General features: G+C 52.6%; 20 protein-coding genes. 11 read left to right on the forward strand and 9 right to left on the reverse strand.

Annotation, left to right across the window (positions count from 1 at the left end):
• The first annotated feature begins 118 nt into the window (after window positions 1–118).
• On the forward strand, window positions 119–1,948 hold the full coding sequence (locus tag H6F80_RS25380; RefSeq protein WP_190794295.1) for an adenylate/guanylate cyclase domain-containing protein: 1,830 nt from the start codon (window positions 119–121) through the stop codon (window positions 1,946–1,948).
• Between the two features lie 45 nt (window positions 1,949–1,993).
• Window positions 1,994–2,638 carry a TVP38/TMEM64 family protein gene (locus tag H6F80_RS25385; protein WP_190794296.1) on the forward strand — a complete coding sequence of 215 codons (645 nt, stop codon included), beginning with the start codon at window positions 1,994–1,996 and terminating at the stop codon, window positions 2,636–2,638.
• A gap of 21 nt (window positions 2,639–2,659) precedes the next feature.
• Here the strand turns inward: H6F80_RS25385 and H6F80_RS25390 are convergent, their stop codons facing one another.
• From H6F80_RS25390 to H6F80_RS25400, 3 genes are all read right to left on the reverse strand, one after another.
• Window positions 2,660–4,612 (reverse strand): APC family permease, encoded by a 1,953-nt coding sequence (locus H6F80_RS25390; RefSeq protein ID WP_190794297.1) that lies wholly within the window; start codon window positions 4,610–4,612, stop codon window positions 2,660–2,662.
• A 369-nt stretch (window positions 4,613–4,981) separates the two neighbouring features.
• Window positions 4,982–6,463, reverse strand: a complete 1,482-nt coding sequence (locus H6F80_RS25395) for an alpha-amylase (RefSeq protein ID WP_242067570.1) — start codon at window positions 6,461–6,463, stop codon at window positions 4,982–4,984.
• A gap of 245 nt (window positions 6,464–6,708) precedes the next feature.
• Window positions 6,709–7,053 carry a cupin domain-containing protein gene (locus H6F80_RS25400; RefSeq protein ID WP_190794299.1) on the reverse strand — a complete coding sequence of 115 codons (345 nt, stop codon included), beginning with the start codon at window positions 7,051–7,053 and terminating at the stop codon, window positions 6,709–6,711.
• 526 nt (window positions 7,054–7,579) lie between these two features.
• Here H6F80_RS25400 and H6F80_RS25405 point away from each other — a divergent pair.
• Complete coding sequence (locus tag H6F80_RS25405; RefSeq protein WP_190794300.1) at window positions 7,580–8,527, forward strand: methylenetetrahydrofolate reductase; 948 nt, start codon at window positions 7,580–7,582, stop codon at window positions 8,525–8,527.
• Between the two features lie 7 nt (window positions 8,528–8,534).
• Here H6F80_RS25405 and menB read toward each other — a convergent pair whose 3' ends face one another.
• Window positions 8,535–9,368, reverse strand: a complete 834-nt coding sequence (menB, locus tag H6F80_RS25410; RefSeq protein ID WP_190794301.1) for a 1,4-dihydroxy-2-naphthoyl-CoA synthase — start codon at window positions 9,366–9,368, stop codon at window positions 8,535–8,537.
• Between the two features lie 58 nt (window positions 9,369–9,426).
• Window positions 9,427–10,413 carry a DNA-methyltransferase gene (locus H6F80_RS25415; protein WP_190794302.1) on the reverse strand — a complete coding sequence of 329 codons (987 nt, stop codon included), beginning with the start codon at window positions 10,411–10,413 and terminating at the stop codon, window positions 9,427–9,429.
• Window positions 10,414–10,615: 202 nt separating this feature from the next.
• On the opposite strand from H6F80_RS25415, the gene sbcD reads away from it, so the two are divergent.
• The 4 genes from sbcD (at window position 10,616) to H6F80_RS25435 (ending at window position 14,142) form a co-directional block, all read left to right on the forward strand.
• Entirely contained in the window at window positions 10,616–11,950 is a 1,335-nt protein-coding gene (gene sbcD, locus H6F80_RS25420) for an exonuclease subunit SbcD (RefSeq protein WP_190794303.1), read from the forward strand.
• Between the two features lie 169 nt (window positions 11,951–12,119).
• On the forward strand, window positions 12,120–12,371 hold the full coding sequence (gene rpsP / locus H6F80_RS25425; RefSeq protein ID WP_190794304.1) for a 30S ribosomal protein S16: 252 nt from the start codon (window positions 12,120–12,122) through the stop codon (window positions 12,369–12,371).
• A gap of 283 nt (window positions 12,372–12,654) precedes the next feature.
• The gene (locus H6F80_RS25430; protein WP_190794305.1) at window positions 12,655–13,089 is read left to right on the forward strand and encodes a KH domain-containing protein; all 435 of its coding nucleotides are present in this window, start codon (window positions 12,655–12,657) and stop codon (window positions 13,087–13,089) included.
• Between the two features lie 72 nt (window positions 13,090–13,161).
• Window positions 13,162–14,142: a PhoH family protein gene (locus H6F80_RS25435; RefSeq protein WP_190794306.1), complete on the forward strand. Its 981-nt coding sequence runs from the start codon at window positions 13,162–13,164 to the stop codon at window positions 14,140–14,142.
• 56 nt (window positions 14,143–14,198) lie between these two features.
• On the opposite strand, the gene H6F80_RS25440 is transcribed toward H6F80_RS25435, so the two are convergent.
• Window positions 14,199–14,900, reverse strand: a complete 702-nt coding sequence (locus tag H6F80_RS25440) for an esterase/lipase family protein (RefSeq protein ID WP_190794307.1) — start codon at window positions 14,898–14,900, stop codon at window positions 14,199–14,201.
• Window positions 14,901–14,916: 16 nt separating this feature from the next.
• On the reverse strand, window positions 14,917–15,822 hold the full coding sequence (locus tag H6F80_RS25445) for an alpha/beta fold hydrolase (protein ID WP_347277926.1): 906 nt from the start codon (window positions 15,820–15,822) through the stop codon (window positions 14,917–14,919).
• A gap of 230 nt (window positions 15,823–16,052) precedes the next feature.
• On the opposite strand from H6F80_RS25445, the gene H6F80_RS25450 reads away from it, so the two are divergent.
• Both H6F80_RS25450 and H6F80_RS25455 read left to right on the forward strand, forming a co-directional pair.
• On the forward strand, window positions 16,053–16,280 hold the full coding sequence (locus H6F80_RS25450; RefSeq protein ID WP_190794308.1) for a ferredoxin family protein: 228 nt from the start codon (window positions 16,053–16,055) through the stop codon (window positions 16,278–16,280).
• 55 nt (window positions 16,281–16,335) lie between these two features.
• Window positions 16,336–17,079 carry an ABC transporter ATP-binding protein gene (locus H6F80_RS25455; RefSeq protein ID WP_190794309.1) on the forward strand — a complete coding sequence of 248 codons (744 nt, stop codon included), beginning with the start codon at window positions 16,336–16,338 and terminating at the stop codon, window positions 17,077–17,079.
• Window positions 17,080–17,104: 25 nt separating this feature from the next.
• Here H6F80_RS25455 and H6F80_RS25460 read toward each other — a convergent pair whose 3' ends face one another.
• Window positions 17,105–17,956, reverse strand: a complete 852-nt coding sequence (locus tag H6F80_RS25460) for a hypothetical protein (protein ID WP_190794310.1) — start codon at window positions 17,954–17,956, stop codon at window positions 17,105–17,107.
• Between the two features lie 60 nt (window positions 17,957–18,016).
• Between H6F80_RS25460 and H6F80_RS25465 the strand changes: the two genes are divergently transcribed.
• Window positions 18,017–18,160, forward strand: coding sequence for a hypothetical protein (locus tag H6F80_RS25465; RefSeq protein WP_190794311.1), 144 nt, complete (start codon window positions 18,017–18,019; stop codon window positions 18,158–18,160).
• Window positions 18,161–18,521: 361 nt separating this feature from the next.
• On the forward strand, window positions 18,522–19,145 hold the full coding sequence (locus tag H6F80_RS25470; protein ID WP_518523650.1) for a DUF8166 family protein: 624 nt from the start codon (window positions 18,522–18,524) through the stop codon (window positions 19,143–19,145).
• A gap of 3 nt (window positions 19,146–19,148) precedes the next feature.
• Here H6F80_RS25470 and H6F80_RS25475 read toward each other — a convergent pair.
• Window positions 19,149–19,389 (reverse strand): UvrB/UvrC motif-containing protein (locus H6F80_RS25475; RefSeq protein WP_190794313.1); only part of this gene is annotated, 241 nt, incomplete at its 5' end.

The following is a 19,389-nucleotide window of genomic DNA, read 5'->3' on the forward strand; positions in this document are numbered from 1 at the left end:
GAATTCAAAGTCCCCCAGCATTGGGGGATTTAGGGGGCGATACAGAAGCTAAATTTGCACCCTTCATATCCCGATTCAGCAATGCCCCTTTTTCTAACTATTTTTTAACGAAGGATTCATGGGCAAGATTTGGAACTGGGTTTTTCGGCTTTTAATGAGGCGGATTGTGCTGATCCTTGTCCTCCTGTTTTGTATTGCGGCAGGGGTCGTGTTCTCTAATATGTCACGTCTGTCTGCCAGTTTGATTGAATCCCAGGCAACTCAAAATGCTGAACTTTATACGCAATCCTTTAATCAAGCAATTGATCTCTATAGCCAGGCGGCTGTTGAACGCGCCAAAACGGTCGATGGCATTTCCGTCACCCATGCCTATCTCACTCAAAGCGGAGCGATTCCCCTGCCTTCTACCTTTGCGATCGAACTGAGCGATCGAATCACCGAAGAAAATCGCGATATGTCAATGCGGTTTTATAGCGACTTTCCGTTTCCCTGGCGCAAAGAGGGCGGAATGCGAGATGGCTTTGAGCGCGATGCTTTGGCGTATTTACGGAAAAATCCTCAGCAAAAATTCTCGCGCATCGAAAAAGTCAACGGACTGACCACCTTTCGCTACGGCGAAGCTAGCATTATGAGAGCGACCTGTGTTGCCTGCCACAATACCCACCCCAATAGCCCCAAAAAAGATTGGGAAGTGGGCGATGTCGGCGGTGTTTGGGAAGTGAGTCAAACGATCGACAGCCTGAATCAGAAAGTGAGCCACGAGCTGAGAGATACCTTTTTCATGCTCGGTAGCCTTTCGTTTATTGGGCTTTCCGGGCTGGGGCTGGTGGTGGGCAAGCTGCGCGAAACTGCCCGCGAACTGGAAGGACGGGTGCAGGCACGAACGGCAGATCTGGCAAACGTCAATCAAGATTTAGAAAACCGCAACCAGCTGATTCGTCAGGTGTTTGGTCGTTATCTCAGCAACGAGATTGTGATGAACCTGCTGGAAAACCCGGAAGGTTTGAAGCTGGGGGGCGATCGCCGCAAAATCACGATTCTGACTTCTGACCTGCGTGGCTTTACCGCTTTAGCAGAGCGATTGCAGCCCGAAGACGTGATTCATATCCTCAATCTCTACCTGGGGCAAATGTCGGAGGTGATCAATCAGTACCAGGGAACGATCGACGAATTCATGGGCGATGGCATTTTGGTGCTGTTTGGTGCGCCGACTGCCCGCTCTGACGATGCCCTGCGAGCCGTTGCCTGTGCCTGTGCGATGCAGCTTGCAATGGGCGCGGTAAATGCTCAGCTTCAGTCACGGGGCTTGTCTCCCCTGGCAATGGGCATCGGCATTCACACCGGAGATGTGGTAGTGGGCAACATTGGCTCAGAACAGCGCACCAAATACGGCATTGTCGGCAGCCCGGTTAACCTGACTTATCGGATCGAGTCCTACACCCAGGGCGGACAAATTCTCATTTCCGAAGACACCCTGCAAGAAGCCGGATCAAGCGTCAAAATCACCCGCCAAAAGCAGGTGCAGCCCAAAGGCATTCAGCAGCCGATTGTGGTTTATGAAGTTTACGGCGTCAGCGGCTATTACAATCTCTATTTGCCTAAAGAAGAAGAAGCCCTTTTCAATCTGCCCCGCCCCCTTCGGCTACGCTATGCGATCGTGGAAGACAAGCGGGTGAGCAATGTTTATTTTGAAGGTCATTTAGTCAAGCTCTCGTCCAAGAAAGCGGCGATCGTTGCAGCAGATCGAAACAGTCTCCCCAGCGAAATGACCAATCTCAAAATCAATCTATTCCTCCCCAGCCCAACCCAACCCGCCCAAACAACGTCCGAAGAACTGTATGCCAAGGTCGTCAGACAGCGCACCAGCGAAAGAACTTTTGCGATCGCCTTCGCCACCCTGCCACCGCTCCTCCAGCAATATTTCGACCATCTCTCTAACAACCCCTAATCCCCTGACTCCCTCGCCCCCACCTTCCCACTTCCCCATTTCCCCATGTCCCTGAAACCCCTTCCTCTCCTTCGCGGCATCCTGATCGGACTGCTCCTCGTTGGCATTCTCTGGCTCCTGCAAACGATCGGTCTTCAGCAGGTTCGCGAACAGGTCGATCGCTTTGGCATCTGGGCACCAGCGATCGTCTTTGGCTTGCGCTTTACCAGCGTTATTCTGCCCGTGTTGCCGGGAACCGCTTATGCAGTGCTGGCAGGCGGGTTATTTGGCTTCTCGTGGGGGTTAGCCGTGGTCGCACTGGCAGATCTGGCATCTTGCACGTTTAATTTCTACATTGCGCGGCGATACGGACGTGGCTGGGTCGAGCGGTTTGTCGGACAGCAATTTATGGAAAAGATCGATCGCCTCGGTCAGCAGCATCTAGAGCGCAATTTCTTTCTGATGATGGGATTTCTCATGACCGGACTGTTTGATTTTGTTGCCTATGCGATCGGACTCACCCAGATTCGCTGGCAAAGCTATCTGGTCGCTCTGCTGGTGAGTATTGCGATCGCCAAACCGCTCTGGGTCGCTGCCGGAGCCGGAATTTTCGAAGGCAGCCGCCTTTTGCTAGGGTTTGCACTGCTGGCAGCCTTTGGAATCGGAATCATCACGGCTGTGGTGCGGCGATCGAGTCAGCAGATTGAGTGACGATCGAAGGGTATCTTTTACTCACCCGCCCACATGAATCACCGGACGATGCTGAGGCTTCCGCTCGGCTTTCCGCAGCACCTCTCGCGTTACCACCGCAATATCCCCTTCGCCAAAAAGGATGAATCGCAGCAGGTATTGAATCGGGTTGCCTTCGATCCAGCCAAAATAGACATGGGGCAGTTCACCCGTCTGATCACGGATGTAGAGTAGGATGGCGGCAATCGCATTTGGAACCGCAGCCCCCTGAGCGCGCAAAATTCGATAGTTGCCAACCTCAACGCCCCTAAGCCGAATCTTCTCGGCAAATTCAGAAGCATCCGCGACCTGGATTTCTAGAAACAGCACCGAATCCGTCGGCGGAATGTGGTTGTCCTCCCGCACTTCCTCTTCTTTAGCACGATATTCGGCTTCGTCGCCTACAGTAAGCCGATTGGCAATCAGGCGAATCATTCCTTGATTGGCTTCCTCCTCGGCAATAAAACGGCGGGCAGTTTCATCCATATCAATTTGTTCGACGCGCAGTTCAGTCGATCGCCAGACGCGAGACACCAGCGACACCAAGATAATTGCGCCAATAAAAGATGCGGCAATCCGAATGCCTTCAGGACGCTCAATGATGTTGGTGATCGTCGTATAGATAAACACGAGCGTAATCGTCCCAAACACAATCCTGCCTCGTTTTGCGCCGTGGCGATGGGCAGCCAGCGTTACTGCAAAAGCAGCTGAAGTCATCAGCACCAGCACCCCAGTGGCATAAGCTCCGCCCTGTGCCTCTACATTTGCCTTAAAGAGCAGCGTTACGACAAAGGCGATCAGCGTAAACACCAGCACGAGCGGTCGGGTTGCCCTTGCCCAGTCGGGAGCCATGCCATAGCGGGGCAGATAGCGCGGCACAATATTGAGCAAGCCTGCCATTGCCGAGGCTCCGGCAAACCAGAGAATCGAAATAGTGCTGAGGTCGTACAGCGTGCCAAATCCGTTGCCCAGATATTGATGCGCTAGATAAGCGAGGGCACGTCCGCTGGCTCTGCCGCCAGGCTGAAACTCAGCAGCGGGGATTAGCAAAATAGTAACAAAGCTGCTCGTAATCAGAAAAAAGCTCATGATCAGCGCGGCACTGGTCAGCAGCTTATGGGTGTTCTGAATTCGCCCTTTCGGATGCTCCTCGGTGTCGCCAGGTTTACCCTTCACCAGAGGCATGACAGCCGCACCCGTTTCAAAGCCAGACAGTCCGAGGGCAAGCTTGGGAAACAGTAGGGCACTGATCGCCAACATTGTCAGGGGATTACCGCGTTCGGTCAACAGGGCAGTGCGCCAGTTATCAATTACGATCGGCTGCTGAATCACCTGGGTCACGCCCATGCCCACCACAATGAGATTGAGCAGCAAATAAACTCCTACCAGAACCACCGCTAGCCCGATCGCTTCCCGAAATCCGCGCAAAAAGACTGCAGCCAGCAAAGCCACCAAAATCAGCGTAATTGGCACTTCGTGCCCGTGAAAAACATGAGAGACGATCGGGTTTTCGACAATGTGAGCGGTTGCGTCTGCCGCCGACAGCGTGATTGTAATAATAAAGTCCGTGGCGACAAAGCCCAGTAAACAAAGCACAAACAGCTTGCCCTGCCACCAAGACAGCAAATGCTCCAGCATGGCGATCGAGCCTTCCCCGTGCGGGCTCATCTGCGCCACGCGGCGATAAATTGGCAGTGCGCCAAAAAGGGTCAGCAAAACCAGGATCAGGGTGGCGATTGGGGAGAGCGATCCCGCAGCAAGGGCGGCAATTCCGGGCTGATAGCCCAACGTCGAAAAATAGTCTACTCCGGTCAGACACATCACCTGCCACCACGGATGCTTGGGATGAGCCTGTTCCTTGGTGTATGGACCTTCTTTACTGGTATGTGCTTCTTCAAGCAGCCAGTGGGCGAGCCTGCTGCGGTGCACTGTGGCTGATCTGCTTCGCTTAACCATTCAATAGGGCTCCTGCTGATTGCCAGCTTCGGGTAGTGGGGGCAACCCGATCTGCAAAACTCAATCGATCGAGTGAGGCTGAGCCGCAGTACGGCAGAGCATTTCTAGCCTTCATCATGAAATACCCTGAAGAGTAATGAAATCTATCTATCAAGGGAGGAGAGTAACAACGGAGGAAAGTGATGAGTTCCTGAAGCGTTTGCATTAAGATTCTCTATTAATCCGAATCTTGTCTTATTATCTGCCCTTCTGTAGAGCATCAGAATACTCATTGATCAAGACCGATAGATCAAAGACTAATAGATTAAAGATTGATAGATAAAGACCGCTAGCTCAGAAGTGATTTGAGAAGCCTTGAAGCTGATTAAGCTATCCCGCTTTCGCGCCGATATGAATTGCCAGGGCAGCCATGCCTTCCAGGGTGACGGTAATCTGCTGCTGAGCATCGACTATGACGATCGCCCCATCCTGACATTGCTGTGAGTTGGACTGCGGAGCGAAATTAGCTTCAGCCGCCAGCACATTACAGTAAGCCCCAGGCGGTAGACTGGTTTGCAGGGTTTGGGTGAGTGGCTCCGATTCGCGGTTAATCACCACAAAGCCGGATGAACCCCGCCCGAAGGCAATTTGATTGTTGCCATTGCTCCACCAATGGGCGATCGGGCTATCGGCACCGACCTGATTGCGGAAGTTGACCATTGCAGCAACGATCGGGCGACGATGCTCACACATCCAAGACTCCAGACAGTGGGCTTGACCATTCTGGTAAACAGGCTGAGTATTGCCCTGAGCATCCGCAGGCGGACCCTGATCAGGATGGGAGAAAGCATAGCTCGACATCACCTGAGGAATACCATAGGGATGCGCCAGCATAAACACATTTGCTAGCTCGTAGAGTTTGCCGTTCTTGTAAGTCAGGTAGTTGCCGCCGCCTGCATGACCGCGCTGCTTATCGTGGTTGTCAATAAACACGATCGCTTTCTCGCTGGGCATCAATCCCCAAGTTTCGCCGAGGGTTTCGAGCTGGGCGATTGCGCCACTCATACCCATAAACCGCTCACTAACCGCTCTCCCGTACTCTGCCTCAATGACTCGTCCGTTGGCGTAATAGTCCTGCTTTTTGGTCGCTTCATTGCCCGGATCAAGCACTTCCTGATAAATAAAGGGGTCGGGGTCAACCGCCTGGTAGACTCGCTTGAGAATCCTGTCAATATCGGCTGCGTCTATGTGCTTGGCAGCATCAATCCGAAAGCCATCAACGCCCAGGCTCACCAAATCGATCAGATGCTCCACGATCCGCTGCTGCACTGAGGGATTGCTGGTATCCAGGTCGGGCAGTCCAACCAGTTCGCACTGGGTCACTTGCTGGCGATCGTTGTAGTTTTGAATCCCTTTGCGGCAGGTGTTAAAGTCTTTTGGCTCATAAAGTCCGGGATATTGGTAGCGATCGAACTTTGTGCCTGCACTGCCAATTCCACTCGCATCGGCTGCCATGTGATTAATTACGGCATCGGCATAGATTTTGACTCCGACTTTGTGACAGCGATCGATCATTTGGGCAAGCTGCGATCGACTCCCGCTGCGGCTAACGAGCTGATAGCTAACAGGCTGGTACCGTTGCCACCAGGGGAACCCTTGCTGAGGTAAAACAACGTGCTCTGCGGCAGGAGAAATCTGAACGGCTCCGTAACCGTGGGGGGCAAGGTAACTCTCGCACTCCTGAGCAATATCATCCCATCGCCACTCAAACAGATGCACAAACACAGTGTGGGGATAGGGCGCAACTGCCAGCTTTGACCCGGCCAGATTGGTCGGAGAGCGGTGAGAAAACGCAACAAGAATCAGGCTCAAACTAAAAACAGTTGCCCAAATGATCCGAGATTTGAACCGGAAAATCATGATGGAATGAGTTTTAAAATAGCAATAAGGATCGATCGTAGACGCTCTGGCAGGCATGAACCCTCGCTCAAGCGGGCCTGCCCATCTTGCCAAAGCCTAACGTGGAAGGCGATTACCCTGAAAGGGGAACTGCTTCGCATTGTGCTGCTAATCGCTGCTGCTTAGCGTACCCAAGATTTCTCTACATTCAACAAAAATTACGCTGATTCAACCCGTAACCCGAAATACGTAAGAACCAGTTCCTCGCTGCCCGTATTGCGAACTTCGTGAACCTCGCCCTGCTCCACGGCAATACAGGCTCCGGCAGTCAGCGAATAAATTTGCTGGTTCACCTCGATCTCCCCGCTGCCCGATTCGACAAAAAATACCTCACACATATTGGCATGAGCATGGGCGGGCGCGAATTGTCCGGGGGCAAACCGAGCCTGGGAAAAATTGGTCAAGTGGGGCAAATCGCCCAGTCGCAGCATGACCTGCTTTTGAATCGCCGGATTGTGGGAGACGGGTTCTTTCGGTGTGCGATCGAGGTGGATATGTTTCATTGCCGTTGCTTTAATTCCTTGCTTGTTGCTTGCCGCTTCTACGCTCAGCTTTCCCTAGACCTTAAGGCTTGTAAAAGGAGTTTGTATCAAGCCTGTATTAAGACTCTATAAATTAAGCCGCTCTAAAATTGAGCAACACGATGAAATTGATCAACTGGATTGCAGGGAAGCGATCGCGACCTTGATCCAGGACAGATTGCCGATCCAGGACAAAATGCCGGGCTGCAATTCCTGCATATTCATCCTTAAGACTAGGGATTCAATTAAGAGAATCCAAAAGCGACTCTGGCAACGCAAAGCCGCTGACTGCGTGAACCCGTTTTTCCTGCGGGACAAGGCAGTGAACTTTTTGCACCCTGCTTTAGTACAGATTCTTTCTGAACCCCTTCTAAGGCATACTGGCTGAGGTAGCCCTATCAATTGTTACGGCTGAGCAGGTGTTACGGCTGAGCGGGTTACGGCTGAAATGATCAATTCGCCATTGCTCCTGCTCAACCCTTGATCTCACCGGAACAACAATTCATCCATGACTGATTCCCAACTGCTTAGTATGCCTTCATCATCTGCTCCTGCGGCTCAGGCTCCGGTCAGCCAGTTTCATGCGGCGATCGAGCGGGGCGATTTTCTGGTAACAGCAGAAGTCATGCCGCCTAAGGGGGGCGATCCGTCTCACATGATTCAGATGGCAAATCTGCTGAAGGGGCGGGTTCATGCAGTGAATATTACTGATGGCAGTCGAGCGGTGATGCGGATGTCGTCTCTGGCTGCGTCGGTTCTCCTAAAACAGCAGGGCATTGAGCCAATTTGTCAGATGGCTTGCCGCGATCGAAACTGCATCGCGCTCCAGGCGGATCTGATGGGGGCACAGGCACTCGGCATTCGGAATGTGCTGGCACTCACAGGCGACCCGATCAAAGCGGGGGATCACCCAGAGGCAAGAGGCGTATTTGAGCTGGAATCGGTGCGGCTCCTCAAGTTGATTGACAAGTTAAACCAGGGATTTGATTTTAACGACAAAGCCTTGCCCGACGGTGCAATGACTCTGTTAGCCGGGGCAGCCGTTGATCCCCAGTGCGGAAGCTGGTCAGGGCTACAGCGTCGATTTGAGCGCAAACTTGCCGCCGGAGCACAGTTCTTTCAGAGTCAGCTCATTTCAGACTTCGATCGCCTCAGCAAATTCATGGATCACGTAGCGATCGGCTGCAATAAGCCCGTGCTTGCCGGAATTTTTCTGCTAAAGTCTGCCAAAAACGCTCAGTTTATTAACCGCAATGTGCCGGGCGTGACCATTCCTCAGGAGATTATCGATCGCCTGGAAAAAGCCTCTGACCCTCTACGGGAAGGAATGACGATCGCGGCAGAGCAGGTGCATATGGCGCGGCAGATTTGCCAAGGGGTTCACCTGATGGCAGTGCGGCGCGAAGATTTGATTCCTGAGATTCTGGAGATGGCAGGAGTCGAGGCAGTTCGCTAACTGCCCCCTACGGCAACCACGGATACTGCCGGAAGTTAGGCGATCGCTTCTCTAAAAACGCCTGCTTTCCTTCTGAGCCTTCTTCGGTCATGTAGTAAAGCAGCGTCGCGTTTCCGGCGAGTTCCTGTAAGCCTGCCTGTCCGTCGCAGTCGGCATTAAAGGCAGATTTGAGGCAGCGAATGGCGATCGGGCTTTTCTCCAGAATTTCCTGCGCCCACTGAATGCCCTCGGCTTCAAGCTGTTCGACCGGGACAACGCAATTGACCAAGCCCATGTCTAAGGCTTGCTGTGCGTCGTACTGCCGACAGAGAAACCAAATTTCTCGCGCCTTTTTCTGACCGACTACTCGTGCCAGATAGCTTGCGCCAAAGCCACCGTCAAAGCTGCCCACTTTCGGACCCGTTTGCCCAAAGATAGCGTTGTCTGCGGCGATCGACAAATCGCAAATCAGGTGCAGCACATGACCGCCGCCGATCGCATAGCCCGCCACCAGCGCGATCACGACTTTGGGCATCGATCGAATTAGCCGCTGCAAATCCAGCACGTTCAACCGGGGAATGCCTGCCTCATCTACATAGCCCGCTTCGCCGCGCACGCTCTGATCGCCGCCAGAGCAGAAAGCGTATTTGCCGTCGGTATGCGGTCCTGCCCCGGTGAAGAGAACGACGCCGATCGAGGTATCTTCTCGCGCATCGACAAAGGCATCGTAAAGCTCAAACACCGTTTTGGGGCGAAACGCATTGCGCTTATGGGGACGGTTAATTGTGATTTTGGCGATGCCGTCGGCTTTGTGATAGAGAATGTCTTCGTAGGTTTTGGCGACCTGCCATTCGATTTTCATAGCGGCAAACGGGGGCGAGGGGTGCAATCCCTTAGTTTAGCGGCTTAGGACAGCAACATTATTCAGAAGTCAGCTTTTGCGAGGCAAACGTATTGCGCTCCCAGAACACTCCGTCTCTCCAGCCCTGAATTGTCTTGTCTTGGTGGGCAAGCTCCAGGCGTTTTGCAGCGATCAAGCAATATTCCTCGCTGAGTTCAATGCCTGAACCTTTGCGATTGAGCTTTTCACATACCGCCGTTGTCGTGCCGCTGCCCAGGAAAGGATCGAAGACGCGATCGCCCGGATTGCTGCTAGCAAGAATGAGTTTGGCAATCAGTTTTTCGCTTTTCTGCGTGGGATGGTCTGTGTTTTCGGGCATCGACCAGAAAGGAATGGTAATATCTGTCCACAAATTTGACGGATGCGTATCCCGAAAATTGCCGCTTTCAGTTGTTGTCCAATCTTTAGGCGTTCCGCTGGCATCCCGGTAGGGCGCGACTACTTTTCGCCGCAATTTCACCGCATCTACGTTAAAGGTATAGCGATCGGAGCTTGTACAAAACCAGATATCTTCGCTGGCGTTTTTCCAGTTAGACTTTGCGCCTCTACCCTTTTCCCGCTCCCAGGTAATGCGATTACGGACGATAAAGTGAGCCGAAGCGACTGTAAAAATTGAAATCGAAGTTAGCCAATCGCCGCAAATATAAATCGTTGCAGTGTTTTTGAGAAGCGGCTTAAAAGCAGTAATTGCCCGATCGAGCCAGGTTGAATATTGGTCGATCGTCTGTCTTGTAAACCGATAGCCATCAAAGGCTTTGCTCAAGTTATAGGGCGGATCAAGAATGAGCAAATCTACAGAATTGGGCGGCAACAAAGGTGCGATTTGAAGCGAATCACCCCGGATAATTCCGATAGGTAATTCTGTTAGAAAATTGCCCGGTGAGATTTGGATGATTTGATTTTGTAGATGCTGGCGATCGGCTTCGGTTAATTCGATCGTGCGATTACGGGGGGCGCGATTTCGAGTCGGTGGAAAAGAGTACGCTTGTTCATCTTGTCCGGTCATTTGCGGTAAAATTCAGAACATTCCTCTCATCTTGCCATCGACTTGGGAGGATGTTTGCAAAGCGATGATAATTACCCGAACCGTCCCTTAACCGCTTGATTCTGGCGAAATCAGCTCAAACAACCTCCAAAGAACGCAAACGCCTTGCTCGATCGTCCCTGATCAAGTTCCTGATCAAATCCCTGATCAAAACGATCAACCCATGATCAAAATTCTTCACCTCTCCGACATCCACTTGGGAAGCGGCTTTTCCCACGGACGCATCAATTCTGAAACCGGACTGAATACCCGCCTAGAAGACTTTGTGCGATCGCTGAGTTACTGTATCGATCGCGCCATTGCCGAACCTGTGGATCTGGTGCTGTTTGGCGGAGATGCTTTCCCCGATGCGACGCCGCCGCCGATCGTGCAGGAGCTTTTTGCCGAGCAGTTTCGCCGCTTGGTCGATGCTCAAATTCCCACTGTGTTGCTGGTCGGCAACCACGATCAGCACTCGCAGGGGCAGGGCGGAGCAAGCCTATGCATTTATCGGACGCTGGGCGTACCCGGCTTTGTGGTGGGCGATCGATTGGCAACCCACCGGATTCAGACTCGGAACGGAGCAATTCAGATCATTACCCTACCCTGGCTGACGCGATCGACCCTGCTCACCCGCCCCGAAACCGAGGGTCTGTCTCTAGCAGAGGTGAATCAGCTTTTGACCGATCGCCTCCGGGTTGCGCTGGAAGGCGAAATTCGTCAGCTTGATCCCAATCTGCCCACAGTGCTGCTAGCACATTTAATGACCGATACGGCGCGATTTGGCGCAGAGCGATTTTTAGCCGTGGGAAAGGGCTTTACCGTCCCTCTTGCTGTCCTGACCCGTTCCTGCTTTGACTATGTAGCACTGGGTCATGTGCATCGGCATCAGGTTCTGGCAGAGCAGCCGCTGGTTGTCTATCCGGGCAGCATTGAGCGAGTGGACTTTAGCGAAGAAACTGAGGATAAGGGTTATGTGCTGGTCAAGGTCGATTCCCCCCCAGGAGGAACGGCTTCGCAGCGCGGTTCAGTCGAAATGGATTTCTGCCCTTTGCCGGTGCGTCCATTTCGCACAATTCGAGTGAATTTGTCCCAGTCGAACGACCCCCACTCAGTTCTGCTGAAAGCGATCGAATCGACCGAAATTCATGATGCAGTGGTGCGGCTAATTTATGAAGTGCGCTCGGAACAGCTCGACGCGATCGATCAGGCGGCAGTGCATCAGGCCCTCAGCGCAGCACACACCTACACAATTCAAGCAGATCTGGTTAGTCAGCTTGCGCGTCCCCGGCTGCCGGAGTTGGGTACGGGAACCTGTCTGACGCCGATCGATGCCCTCAAAACCTATTTAGAGAACCAGCCTCATCTGGCAGAATTTGCTGCCGAAATGCTGGAAACAGCTCATCTGCTACTGTCTACCGAGGAGGAATGGGCGGGGGTTGGCGAGCTGAGACTGCCGGACTTGTCGGATGATTTGCTTCTGGAAGAACCTGCAAACGAACAGTTGCGCCTACTGTGACGGTGACGCTGACGCTGACGCTGAATTGTTACGCTTGCTTTAATGGTATGATCTGACTTCTACATACTATAATTGCTAGTTGGGCAACCAATTAGACTCGATTTTGCTGGCTGCATTCTGAACCGAAGCAGTGAGCGTTATTTTTTGAACAGGAGCAACATTTTTAGGCATGATCAAGCTGCGATTAAAGCGGTTCGGTAAAAAGTTTGAGGCGAGCTACCGAATTGTGGCAATGACTGGGACTTCTCGCCGAGACGGCCGCGCCCTCGAAGAATTGGGCTACTACAACCCCAGAACCGACGAAGTAAAGCTAAAGGAAGAGGCAATTCGTCGCCGCCTGGAACAGGGCGCACAGCCTACCGATACCGTGCGTCGCATTCTGGAAAAAGCCAACCTCGTTCCGGCGCGCTATCAAGGATAGGGCTTAAATCCGATCGCATTTCGGCAATTTTGTAAGATGCGTTCAAGGATGAAGAGTCGTTGGTTTTATCCGTACGTCCCCTTAACCCCTAATTTTGTGGGCAACCTAGATTGCTTTAGAAATTCAAAGTCCCCCAACTTTGGGGGATTTAGGCGGCAATAATTTAGGGGACAATATAAAACCTTTGCGACTTCTTCCACAGCCGCTCAGGCAGCCCCCGCATTGCATCGATTCAGCTCGTCGATTCACATCATCATTCCAAAGCCTTGACCCACCAAGGGCGATGTCGCCAAAAGCGCATCCTACGATAAAAATTTCGGTCAGAATTTCCGCTGGTATCCTGATTAAACCTGTGTCCCAAACTAGCTCTAACTACTCCGAACTCGTTCGCTTTCTGGTGCAGCCGTTTCTCGATTCCCCAGAATCTCTGCGGCTCGACTGCGAAGTTTCTCCGCGCACCTCGCGGGTGCTAATTCGTTTAGCGATCGAAGGCGAAGATAAAGGGCGAGTGTTTGGGCGTGGCGGACGTAACATTCAGGCAATTCGCACTGTGGTGCAGGCGTTGGCTCAGGCAGCAGGGCAGGTAGTTCATCTCGAAGTGTTTGGCGGCATGAGTGGACAACCTGCGGGACATGATGATCGCAGAGAAGGCTCCAGAAATGGAGGAAATGACAATAGACCACCTCGATCGCAGCCTTCCCGCCGTCCGCGTCGCTAAATTCGGAAACAGATAAATTTGCTAATGTCGTAATAGAGCTAGCGGTTTCAACGTTCCCCTGGCTCATATGGAATGGGAACTACGCTTACAATCGATTTACCGACCCCCACAAGTGCGATCGCTCTAGCGGGTACACAGGAAGCCAACCTGAAGTACCTGAGTCAGCAAACTGGAGCCTCCCTGGTTTTACGGGGGCAATCAGTGCTGATTACGGGAACTGAAAATCAGGTCGAACTGTGCCAGAAACTCATTCGATCGCTCGAACCCTACTGGAGTCAGGACAAGCCGATCACTGAAGTAGATATCCAGACCGTTCGCCACGCGATTAACACGCACCGCGAAGACGATCTGGAAATGCTGCAACGGGACGTTATCGTCCGCACCCGTAAAGGCGAAGAAATCCGGGCGAAAACCTTTCGACAGCGGCAATATATTGAATCAATCCGCAAACACGACCTCACCTTCTGCATCGGTCCCGCAGGCACGGGAAAGACCTACCTGGCAGCGATGGTGGCAGTTCAGGCACTTCTGGCAAACCAGTACGAGCGGCTGATTTTAACTCGTCCCGCTGTGGAAGCAGGGGAAAAGCTTGGATTTCTACCGGGGGATCTTCAGCAAAAGGTGAATCCCTATTTGCGTCCGCTCTACGATGCGCTGTACGAGATGATCGACCCAGAGAAAATTGCCAACCTGATGGAGCGGGGCGTGATTGAAGTGGCTCCGATCGCCTATATGCGAGGACGCACCCTCAACAATGCCTTTGTGATTCTCGACGAGGCGCAAAATACGACTCCGGCACAAATGAAAATGGTGCTGACCCGTATCGGATTTCGATCGCGGATGGTGGTGACAGGCGACATTACCCAAACTGATTTGCCGTCCTACCAGGAGTCCGGTTTAGCCGTCGCTCAGCGTATTTTGAAGAACGTAGAGGGAATCGCCTTTTGTGAGCTTTCAAAGGCAGATGTGGTCAGGCATGCGTTGGTGCAGCGCATTGTGGCAGCTTATGAGGCATTCGAGCAGCCGCCAAAGGGGAAAGAGGATAAGGGGTAGAGCGTTCTGCAAAATGCTGCCAGGGAAGCATCGATCGCCCCGATCAAAAGTTCCTCTTACGTCAGGTGAGTTGCCCAAGCTTTTACCACCTCCGGGGAACCGTACCACAGCCTACCCGAACGGGGGGAATGCAGCACGTTTTCCAGTGTGAGATTATCTGCGCCCGCCAGGTGAGCTGATTCGATCGGAGTAATGCCATCGCCCCAGCAGTCGCCTTTGCCGCAGGTGAGTTCATAGCTGCTGTAGACAAACCAGTTTGCCCAATCTCGTTTGCCGTAGATTGCCTTACCTGCGACGCAAACATACTTCACGCTGGGGTAGAACGCGCCCGGATAGTGTTGCTTGACGAAATCCAGATTACGCTTTGTCCAGCGTTCCTGACTCACATGGGGCGTGCCGAGCGTGACCAGCGTTGTCACCTGTGGATGTGCCTGCCAGAGACAGGGCTTTCCCTGATCGCCCGGATGTACATCATAGGGAATTTCCCCCAGATAAATCCGGCAAATCCAGCCGCCTGCTGAATGCCCGACCAGATTAACGCGATCGCTTCCCGTTTCCTGCATCAGGGATTTCACGGTCTGATCGAGCTGAGTCAGAATCGGCAGCATCGATCGCCCGCCCAGGGTTGGAAACCAATCGCCACGCTTCAGGGGAACCGTCTTAACTGGAATATCAAGCTGTTGCAGGGCTTGCTCCATTTCGCGATAGGGAACCGCGCCTGCCAAATAGCCAGGAAGAATCACCGTAGGAAGAGACATGAAGATTAAAAATCGCTTAGCGAATCGCAGTATTCAGCCAGTTCAAAATATGGGCATTGACCAGATCGGGGCGTTCGTCGTGGGGGCAGTGTCCAGTGTCAGGAATGGGAATAAACTGAACGTGCTCTTTCTCTTCTGCCAGGTCTTGATAAAATTTTGCGCTGCTGATCGGCGTCCAGGGATCTTTCTCGCCCCAAAGGATCAGCAGGGGTTGGGCGATTTTGGGTAAGAGCGATTCGGGTTTGGGGCCGGGTGGGGCAGAAAGGATCGCGGCAAAGACTTTTTGGGCGTTGGGATGACAGGACGGCTCGTGGAGCAGATCGATCAGATCGTCGGTGATGGCAGTGCGATCGCGATAAACCTGTCTCAACGTACGACGCAGACGGGGCTTTTGCCGAATGATGTTAAACAAAAATGTACCGACAAGCTGAGAGGTCACGAGCTTATTAAAGCCTGTCATCATCAATCGCAGGGGCAGCGGCAGTTCTTCAGGACGGTGATTCAGCCCGCCTGCGGCATTCAGCAATACCCCACCTCTGGTAATCTCCGGATAATCCGCCAGCACCATTAGGCACAGCAGCGCGCCGATCGAATTTCCCACAAACACGGCGGGTTCTTGAATATGCGTTTCCCAGAATTCCTTTAAAAGCCGCTGCCACAGTTCCAGCTCGTAGGTTAGCTCGATCGGCTTATCCGATCGTCCAAAGCCCAGCAGATCCAGCGCGAACACTTTATAGCCGCCCGCAGCCAGAACAGGAATATTTTTGCGCCAGTGCCCGATCGATGCGCCGAAGCCATGCACTAGCACCAGCGGCACTCCCTCACCCTGAACGGTGTAGCAGATATTGTGTCCCTGCCAACTCCAGGTGGAGAATTCGATCGGCAGGGGGGCAGAGGCAGAAACAGGAATTTGAGTCGTCACAGTACTTTTATTGATATTTCTTAACTTCTTTTCATGATACCAATTCGGACTTCAGAGTTCGTCTGCAATTCTGAATGACCATTATCGACACGAGCTAACCGGAAATCGGTACACTGAGAAACGGTGAACAGGAGAAAGGATGCAGTTCTCCGCCAGGGGATTGCCCTGTCAAACTATCCTGACCCAAACTATCCTGACCCAGCCTATCCCGCCGATCTTAAGAGAACGCTATGCCGCATACGATCGTAACCAACATCTGTGAAGGGGTCGCTGACTGTGTGGATGCCTGCCCGGTCGCTTGTATCCACGACGGTCCCGGTAAAAACACGAAAGGAACCGACTGGTACTGGATTGACTTTTCGACCTGTATTGACTGCGGAATTTGTCTGCAAGTCTGTCCTGTGGAAGGGGCGATCGTCCCAGAAGAACGTCCTGATCTTCAGTCCACCCCAAAATGATTCGCTATGATTCGCTAAAGACTATGCAATAGCCCTTTTGTCTGGCTTTCCTGCTATGCCTCAGACTGCTCCCCTGCTGCCCGTCCCCCTGTTACAAGTTGAAGACGTTCACGCCGGATACATCAAAGACCTGGACATCCTGCAAGGGGTAAATTTTCGCGTTGATCCGGGAGAATTGGTGGTTGTAATTGGTCCGAATGGAGCCGGAAAATCAACCCTGGCGAAAACAATCTTCGGCTTGCTGACCCCGCACAAAGGCAAGATTCTGTTTCAAGGGCAGAATATTGTCGGCCTGAAGTCGAATCAGATTGTGCAGCGGGGAATGTGCTATGTACCGCAAATTGCGAATGTGTTTCCGTCGCTCACAGTGGAAGAAAACCTGGAAATGGGCGCGTTCGTGCGGCGCGGCTCCTTGAAGGAACTCAAAGATCAGATTTTTGCCCTGTTCCCGCGACTGGTGGAGCGCAGAAAACAGCGTGCCGGAACCCTATCGGGCGGCGAACGGCAGCAGTTAGCCATGGGACGGGCACTGATGCTGCAACCCAGTTTGCTGATCCTCGACGAACCCTCCGCCGCTCTGTCACCCCAGCTTGTTAACAGCGTGTTTGAAATTATTCAGCAAATCAACCGCTCAGGCACGTCCATTATGCTGGTGGAGCAAAACGCTCGTAAAGCTTTAGCAATGGCAGATCGCGGCTATGTCCTGGAAACGGGACGCGATCGATTTGAAGGACGAGGACAGGATTTGCTCAACGATCCAAAAGTGGGTGAGCTTTATCTGGGTGCGGGAAAACACTAATGCACTCCTGATCATCAGCGGATCGCTAAGTCGATCGCTTGCGGGGCTTCATGTTTTCCAAAGACTCGATCGCAGCTTGCTCCAGGAGCTGATGAAGATCTGAAGCATTGACCGGAGGCGCAATCGAACTATCACTGCGAGGGTTATCCGTCCAGCCGCATTTGATACATACGCTCCGCCCAGAAGATTTAAACGGCATTAACCGATGCTCCCCCACTGAGCAGGAATCAACGGGTTGCAGCGTAGAGGGAATCGAGGCAGGCGGATGATTGTTTTGCTGAACCTGCATCCAGAGCGAAGCGATCGCTGATCCGGGATTGCCGTCTTTGCCTTGCTCCTGCGGTTTGTCAGCATCCAAAGGAACTCCAGCCGGTCGCGGCTCTGGCACAGATGCAGGGTTTTGAATTGCCGGAGCGGTTGGGGGAGCAGATGCCTGCGGAGCGGGAGTCGCTCGATCGTTCCCAGGACAAGGCGAAGCCGTTTTTCCGGTAAAGTCATTGACGTTTTTCTCGATCGCCTCAACTCGTGGCAGCAGGGCTTCGAGCAGACTGAGGCGATGTTTAAGCTGTTCTACTTCTTGCCGCAGCGAGGCATCCACAGGTGAACTCTGGCTGACCTTTGCCTCTGGCGGCTGTTCTAATGGCTGCCGGACGCTGACTGCCTGTTGCAGCAGTGCCAGGATTTGCTGACCGATCGGCTGCTGCGAAGACTGCTGAATTGCTGAGGCGATCTCTGCTGGTAAAGTGAGCGTTATCTGCACATCGGAGAGAGCTTCAGCTGAACTTCCTGCCGAATTGCCAGTCAGCGAATTCAAACCAGATGGATTTTTAGAGCTGGCTTGAGCACTGGGTGGGCGTACATCCGATGAGTCAGTCATAAATTCAGCGCAGCGGGGATGAAATATTGTTATAGACGACCAGCATCATCGCTAGTCGAAATGCAGCCCCTAATCGAGGCAAACCAGATCGAGGTAAACCAGATTAAGTCAGACCATACGAAGCAGGTTCTCGTAGGGCGATCGTGCAATCAATCGTTTAATTGTCTGATCCTGGTGCGAGTCGTGCCGTTTTCACGGGAATAACTTCAGTTTGCCCCAAGCGATACCTGTTCTATCTTAATGCGTGATTAATTCGCCGATCGGATACTAGAGACCATTAGAACGACGATAGTAGAACGCTGAACGCCTACCTTTGGCGGTTAGAAAGGAAAGCAGAAGGGGCGACATCGCTCTTTATGATGTTCTCTTTAAACTCTTTCTCAAGCGGACTTAACAGCAAGCCCAGAAGGTTTTTTCTAAAGAAATTTAAGAGATCGGCTTAATTCCCCCGATTCTGATAGTTCAGTTGTACGAAAGTCCGATAAAATGCGGTCAGCGAAATCGCGAATGGTTCAAGAAACGAGTTAGAGAAACAGCAGTCTCTTATCAGTGAGAGGAACGGGTGATGCGATTGGAGAAAACAATGCGCCTTGGAAAAGTGGTCAAGTCAAACTCTCACTGCGACTATGTCGTGCAGCTAGACGATCGCCACGAGGTCAGCTATCCTCCGCTGCCCGACGACTACGGCTTTGGCTGTTTTGTCAAACTGGAAGAGCCAGACGAGCGACACTGGGCAGTGGGCTTGGTGTATAACTCCCAGCTCTTTAACCCGATGTTTCTTAGCAATGGTCCGCGCTTGTCGAGCGAACCTGACCCGATGTTTACGCCCGATTTAGTCGCAGATACTCGGACGCTGCTGGGAGTAGTGCTGGTGGGGACGCTGACTGAAAGCGATCGATCGCGCTATGGCTGTCACGGCATTCCCAAGGTGATTGTGCCGATCAACACGCCTGCGTTTGTGATGACCGAGCAGGAGATTTACCACTTCCACTGCAACGAAAATGGCAATTCTCAGTTTTGTTACTACAGTCATCTGCTGCGCTGTGGCGGCACGTTTGCTGCTCAGCTCACTCAGCAGGTCTTAAAGGAACTCGCAGACTGTGGGCTGTTTGAAGGCGCGGAAAGACGGGCACTAGAGATTCTATGCAAGGAGCTTTCCTGGAAAAATACGATGGCAGCGATGCGCTAGAAGTTACGATCGCTTCCCCAACAATCGATCGCGCAGGTGTTTAATGCGATCGCGCAGTTTGGCGGCTTCCTCAAACTCCAGATTTTTAGCGGCTGCTTTCATCTCGGTTTCGAGCTTAACGATCAAGTCAGGAATGTTTTCCAGGGGCAGATCGTCTGCCTTTTCAAAGATCTGCTCTAGCTCCTGAGCATTGACGCGCCGCGAGACTTCCAGGAATTGTAGAATTGCGTTGTTCTGCCGCTTG

The sequence above is a fragment of the Leptolyngbya sp. FACHB-711 genome, assembly GCF_014695615.1.
GTDB lineage: Bacteria > Cyanobacteriota > Cyanobacteriia > Elainellales > Elainellaceae > Leptolyngbya_A.